We start from the raw sequence: 6006 nt of genomic DNA on the forward strand, positions 1-6006 counted from the left end.
TACAAAGCACCCAAATAGGTTTATAATAGCATGATTATTGATAAAGGAGATTTTTATGGATTATAAACTTATTTCTACTTACTTAGATTATTGCAAAACTCATAAGCGTTTGAGTTCACACACGATTCGCGCTTATAAGAATGATCTTATGCAATTTTATAACTCAGACTATGATAATGTCGAATCCTATATCGAACACTTAACACAATCTAACATAAAAACGAATACATTAAGAAGAAAAATTGCTTGTATGAAGGTGTTTTATAACTATCTAAAATACCAGAACATAATTGAAGAGAATCCCTTCAATCAATTGCGCTTTCAATTTAGAACTGAAAAAATATTGCCTAAAACGATACCGTATGACGTTCTGAAAAGCATTTTTTTATATTTAGAGCAGAGAGTAGTTCTATCTAAAACTGATTATCAAAAACAACACGCTGAAAGAAATCTACTAATTATTTCACTTTTACTTTCAACAGGCATTAGAATTTCTGAACTTTGCCATATTCATCTCAAAGACATTAATCTTTCCAATAAGACACTCCATATTATAGGAAAGGGTAAGAAAGAACGTATCCTATTTTTAGGAGATCAAAAAACATTCAATTTATTAGAAACATATATAAATAAAACAAGAAATGAATTCAACGATTTCTTGTTTCCAGGGAAACATTCACTTAAACCATTGTCAGAGCAAAGTGTACGTTTAATTTTAAAGAGAATCGTTGAACAAAACAGCTTATTTAGAACTATTACACCACATATGTTTAGACATAGCTTTGCAACAATGCTTCTGGATAATGATGTAGATATTCGATACATTCAACAAATTCTTGGACACAGTTCTATATCAGTCACACAAATCTATACTCATGTATCTCATTCAAAACAAAAAGAAATACTTAGTTCTTTTAATCCTATATCAGCGATTCATTCTGAAATCGAGTAAGAGACATCTCCAATGTCTACAATTCACTTCATCTCAAATTGATTTTTATAGTTCAATCTTAGTTAATAGATTTTATACTCAGCAAAAGCAAAAAACATAGAAACTTCACTTTGAACCATCATTTATACTATATTCTGTATTAAGAGCTCTGTGATTGTTTTTCTAAAATACAGTCTTCAAATATCCTTAAATAAAACAAAAAAGTTTTGTCAAAAAAACAATTCCTGGATAAAATGAAGTAAATCTTCTCACAATAAAGCGTATAGTATCAAGTTTTTTCAACATCTGATACTATGCGTTTTTCTTATTTTTAAGACTTTTTGCCTTGCCTTTTACTTACTGGTGAGATTCACAATGAGTTTAGTTTTTGTAAGCAGATTGTTAGCAATAGAGAAAAAAACTGCCAAATTTCTAATCTACTTTATTCTATATTATTCATTAACTAAAAAACTCTTAAGAATAGCGCTATATCAACATTCCTAAGAGTTTTTTATAATATAGTATCCAACCTACAATATGGCAATTTTTCTATTGCTGGTAGGGTTTGTCTACGTTCTGAATCTACCTTCTCAGTAGATTTTCTCTTTTTAAAATTTATTTCCAAGCGCCACTGCCATCTACATAATAGCCATCTGGTGTGCGTGTATTGCGAAGCATATTACCAGATGATGCGAGATAGTACCACTTACCATTATCTTTGACCCAACCTGTTGCCATTGAACCTGAGTCCTTTAAGTAATACCAAGAACCATTATCATACAGCCAATCAGCTGAAATCATGGCTCCTGATGACTTAAAGGCATACCAGCTTCCACCTTGATATAGCCATGTTTGATTAAACATAACCCCTTCATCATCCATAAAGTACCAGCTTCCCTGATCCTTGATCCAAGAATTTTGAACTAATTGACCTTGTTTTTGATAGTACCAGTTTTGGTTTGATTTCAGCCAGCTTTCTGCTTTTACAATTAGATAAAGTTCTTGGAAAGATCCTCCATCCTTATAGTAATGACTGATAGTTTCTGGTTTTGCAAGTTTCAACTTACCATTGTCATAGTCTACCCAACCATATACTTTTTGACCATTGACAGTCTTTGGTAAGGTGGCAGTGTAAGTCTTGGTTTGATAGTCCCATTTTGTATCAAGGTAGGTGTAACGATTCTTCCCATTTTTAACACTCTCTATTCCATAACGATCAATTCATCTTGTCACATACCTTAGCCCGAAACATCCACACCAAATCTTTTTGAAAACTGTTTAAAGCTTTGTACTTTCTTTCTAAGTTCATAGAACTGAACCTTAACCTAATTTGTCAATTCCATAATTAAAATAAGGACATTCCAATAAAAGAAGTCCTTTTTTAACACTAGTATAAATCAAAGACATTTTCATGATCCATTTTATTCTATAGTCATTAACCAAAGTATAATTTTTGGTCAAATTTTGGTCATGGTTTGGTCATAGAAGTAAAAAATACTAACTTATTTTCAAAAACTAAATGTGATGATTGCTGTTAAATAAACACTTTGAATATTCTTTATTTTTCTTTGTTTTACTAAGAATGCCCCCTGCAGGAATCGAACCTGCAACTACTCCTTAGGAGGGAGTTGTTATATCCATTGAACTAAGGGAGCTAGAGAAAAACTCTGCTGGATAAGCAGAGTTTTTTTGTCGAATTAACGACGGATTTCTTTGATACGAGCTGCCTTACCTTGAAGTGCACGCAAGTAGTACAATTTCGCACGACGTACTTTACCGTAACGAACAACTTCAATTTTTTCAACACGTGGAGTGTGGATTGGGAAGATACGCTCAACACCTACACCGTTAGAGATTTTACGAACTGTGTAGTTTTCTGAGATACCAGCACCTTTACGTGCGATAACAACACCTTCAAAAATCTGGATACGTTCACGGTTACCTTCGACAACTTTCGCGTGTACACGAACAGTGTCACCAGGACGGAATGATGGGATATCTGTACGAAGTTGACCTTCAGTCAAGCTTTGGATTAATGGATTCATTTTATTCTCCTATCTTTGTCAATCTTGAGGAACCTTCCTCAGCGGATAAACTGTATTTTTGTGCGTCCATTACACACAAGATACAGTTTACCAAATTTCCAACTAAAAGTAAAGAAATTTATAGCAGAATTCCTAAAAAAATCGCTAGAAAACCGCCTAGGTAAGTTAAGAGAAAATAGCTAAAAAATTCTTTCTTGTCACTTAACAGTTTTTGCAGTTCGTCATTCAGAGTTGAAAAGGTCGTCAACCCACCACAGAAACCTGTCGCTAGGATCGCATAGACTTCCTTAGACTCCACATGATTGTAGAGCAAGCCAATTAAAAAACAGCCGAGAAGATTGGCTATGAGAGTTCCTAGAGGAAGTTTAGAAGATTGATTGTATCGGGAAAAGAAATACCTCACTAGGGCTCCGAAGCCACAAGCGATTGCAAGATAGACGATTACCATTTCTTCCTCCCTAGATAATAAGCCAAGAGCAGACCTCCGCCAATACTCAAAAGTAGGTAGATGCCTAAACTAAGATAACGTCCTGTATCAAGCAGTTTCACAGCATCAAGCATTAGACTAGAAAAGGTTGTTAAACCACCGCAAAAGCCTGTACCCAGTGCCAAAACCAAACCTTTACTGCTTCCCTTATAGACCAGATAGCCTTTTACCAGATAGACCAAGCAGAAAATTCCCAGATAGTTGGCAAGGAGGGTTCCCCAAGGAAAGTCAGGACTGACTGGCAACTGACTAGATAGAAAATAGCGGACAAGGCCACCCAACATAGCAGCTAAAAAAATCCCTAGCGGATAGAATTGTTCTTTTTTCATTTGATGTTTTGTTCCTGATAATCACGCGAACGTTTAAGAATATCTGAAAAAGTCGCAACAATGGTTTCTTGATAATTCTTATTGGTTACACGACTTCTTACCTTTTCAAAAATGACTTCTTCTCGCTTGCTATCTAAAATAGGTTTTCCTGAGGCTTTCTTATAGGCAACTACACCCTCAACCAACTGCATGCGTTCTTCCAAGAGCTTAACAATCTGGTCATCGATTTGATCAATTTCTTGCCGAATACTATCTAAATCCATAGCGTCTCCTCCTTTATTTGAATTATTGTATCAAAAAGCCACCAAATAGGCTAGTAAAATCTAGTTAAACTACTAAAAACTGCACTGACTCCTTCCAGTCAGCGCAGCTTGATTCCTATCCTACTTTTGCAGCCAATTCTTCTGCGAATTGTTCCAAGCGTTCGATATCTTCTTCTTCAGCAGAGAGATCAACTTTGACACACTCTGAACCTTTTTCTGCTCCAGTTGAAACAAAAACACGGTCAAAGTCATCGACAGCCTTACAGAATTCGTCGTAGAAGGTATCACCTGAACCAACAACTCCGTAGATTTTACCATTCAAGTTGAGATCTGCTAGGTCTTCGTAGAAGTCCATCATCTCATCTGGCAATTCTCCATCTCCGTAGGTGTAAGTCGCAACAATTGCGATATCAGCTTCCAAGAAGTCTGAAGCGTCAACAGTCGTACATTCATCAACATCGACATCCAAGCCCAAATCACGCAATTTATCTGCCACAATATCTGCAATTTCTTCGGTATTACCGGTCATACTGGCAAATACAATTTTTGCTAATGCCATATCGTCCTCCTCAATTTATCTTTCTCCATTATATCATATCTTTTTCATTTTAAAAATAAAAATTCTTGTGCTACAATGAAATGAGAAAGAATTGAGGTTATTTATGGAAATTTGCCAGCAAATCTTAGAGAAAATCAAAGAATACGATACCATTATCATTCATCGTCATATGAAACCAGATCCTGATGCCTTGGGAAGTCAGGTAGGCTTGAAAGCTCTTCTCAAACACCATTTTCCAGAAAAGACCATCAAAGCAGTCGGTTTTAAAGAACCTACTTTGACTTGGATGGCGGAAATGGATACTGTCCAAGACAGTGACTACCAAGGAGCTCTTGCTATTATTTGTGATACAGCGAACCGTCCTCGTATCGATGATAAACGCTATGAACAAGCTGATTTCACCATCAAAATCGATCACCATCCAAATGATGATATCTATGGTGACCTATCTTGGGTGGATACAAGTTCAAGCAGTGCCAGTGAGATGATTGCATTATTTGCTCAAGAAAACCAGCTGGCTTTGTCTAGTGAAGCGGCACGACTTCTCTATGCAGGAATTGTCGGGGACACAGGACGTTTTCTCTACCCGTCAACTAGTGCCCGTACCTTTAGAATAGCTGGCCAGCTCCGAGAAGTTGATTTTGATTTTGCTGGATTGTCTCGTCAGATGGATACCATGAGCTTCAAGATTGCGAAACTTCAAGGCTTTGTCTATGATCATTTAGAAGTTGATGAGAATGGAGCCGCACGCGTTCTGCTTACTCAAGACATCTTGAAAAAATATAAGGTTACGGATGCTGAAACGGCGGCGATTGTCGGAGCACCTGGTCGAATTGATACCGTTAAGGCTTGGGCTATCTTTGTTGAGCAAGCTGATGGTCACTTCCGTGTACGTATGCGCAGTAAAATCACTCCTATCAATGAAATTGCCAAACAACACGATGGGGGAGGCCATCCATTAGCCAGTGGTGCCAATTCCTATAGTCTAGAAGAAAATGAAATCATCTACCAAAAGTTAAAAAACTTGCTTAAAAACTGATAAAATACTTGCCAAACTTTTCAGAATCTGATAGACTAGTAAGGTAACAATCTATGGCTCGCAAAGAGACCATGGCAGAAAGGAAATATTGCAAAATGAAAAAAGATATCCATCCAGAATATCGCCCAGTTATCTTCATGGACACAACTACTGGTTACAAATTCCTTAGCGGTTCAACAAAACGCTCTAACGAAACTGTTGAGTTCGAAGGCGAAACTTACCCATTGATCCGTGTGGAAATTTCATCAGACTCACACCCATTCTACACTGGACGTCAAAAGTTCACCCAAGCAGATGGACGTGTGGATCGTTTCAACAAAAAATACGGTCTCAAATAATAAAAAAAGAACAGT

General features: G+C 36.6%; 8 protein-coding genes, 1 tRNA gene and 1 pseudogene. 3 read left to right on the plus strand and 7 right to left on the minus strand.

What is annotated here, in order from left to right:
- The first annotated feature begins 55 nt into the window (after window positions 1-55).
- Window positions 56-952: a tyrosine-type recombinase/integrase gene (locus tag HMPREF0850_RS10015; protein ID WP_000384881.1), complete on the plus strand. Its 897-nt coding sequence runs from the start codon at window positions 56-58 to the stop codon at window positions 950-952.
- Window positions 953-1546: 594 nt separating this feature from the next.
- Here the strand turns inward: HMPREF0850_RS10015 and HMPREF0850_RS0103385 are convergent.
- The 7 genes and pseudogenes from HMPREF0850_RS0103385 to HMPREF0850_RS10045 all read right to left on the minus strand — a co-directional run.
- Window positions 1547-2110: pseudogene (locus HMPREF0850_RS0103385) on the minus strand (N-acetylmuramoyl-L-alanine amidase family protein); the annotation flags it as partial.
- Between the two features lie 404 nt (window positions 2111-2514).
- Window positions 2515-2586 (minus strand) — tRNA-Arg (locus HMPREF0850_RS10020).
- Between the two features lie 42 nt (window positions 2587-2628).
- Window positions 2629-2976, minus strand: coding sequence for a 50S ribosomal protein L19 (gene rplS, locus HMPREF0850_RS10025; RefSeq protein ID WP_001068669.1), 348 nt, complete (start codon window positions 2974-2976; stop codon window positions 2629-2631).
- 118 nt (window positions 2977-3094) lie between these two features.
- Entirely contained in the window at window positions 3095-3424 is a 330-nt protein-coding gene (gene crcB / locus HMPREF0850_RS10030) for a fluoride efflux transporter CrcB (RefSeq protein WP_000237403.1), read from the minus strand.
- On the minus strand, window positions 3418-3792 hold the full coding sequence (gene crcB / locus HMPREF0850_RS10035; RefSeq protein ID WP_000712085.1) for a fluoride efflux transporter CrcB: 375 nt from the start codon (window positions 3790-3792) through the stop codon (window positions 3418-3420). Before crcB (HMPREF0850_RS10035) ends, crcB (HMPREF0850_RS10030) begins: the two co-directional genes overlap by 7 nt.
- A complete protein-coding gene (locus HMPREF0850_RS10040; RefSeq protein ID WP_000362495.1) occupies window positions 3789-4055 on the minus strand; it encodes a chorismate mutase in 267 nt (88 codons plus the stop codon). Before HMPREF0850_RS10040 ends, crcB (HMPREF0850_RS10035) begins: the two co-directional genes overlap by 4 nt.
- A gap of 115 nt (window positions 4056-4170) precedes the next feature.
- Entirely contained in the window at window positions 4171-4614 is a 444-nt protein-coding gene (locus HMPREF0850_RS10045; RefSeq protein WP_001162128.1) for a flavodoxin, read from the minus strand.
- A 103-nt stretch (window positions 4615-4717) separates the two neighbouring features.
- Between HMPREF0850_RS10045 and HMPREF0850_RS10050 the strand changes: the two genes are divergently transcribed.
- Window positions 4718-5653 (plus strand): DHH family phosphoesterase, encoded by a 936-nt coding sequence (locus HMPREF0850_RS10050; protein WP_000401785.1) that lies wholly within the window; start codon window positions 4718-4720, stop codon window positions 5651-5653.
- A gap of 95 nt (window positions 5654-5748) precedes the next feature.
- Window positions 5749-5991: a type B 50S ribosomal protein L31 gene (locus tag HMPREF0850_RS10055; RefSeq protein WP_000710759.1), complete on the plus strand. Its 243-nt coding sequence runs from the start codon at window positions 5749-5751 to the stop codon at window positions 5989-5991.
- The last annotated feature ends 15 nt before the right edge of the window (window positions 5992-6006 follow it).

Origin of the sequence: Streptococcus sp. M143 (assembly GCF_000162495.1) — a bacterium.
GTDB lineage: Bacteria > Bacillota > Bacilli > Lactobacillales > Streptococcaceae > Streptococcus > Streptococcus dentisani.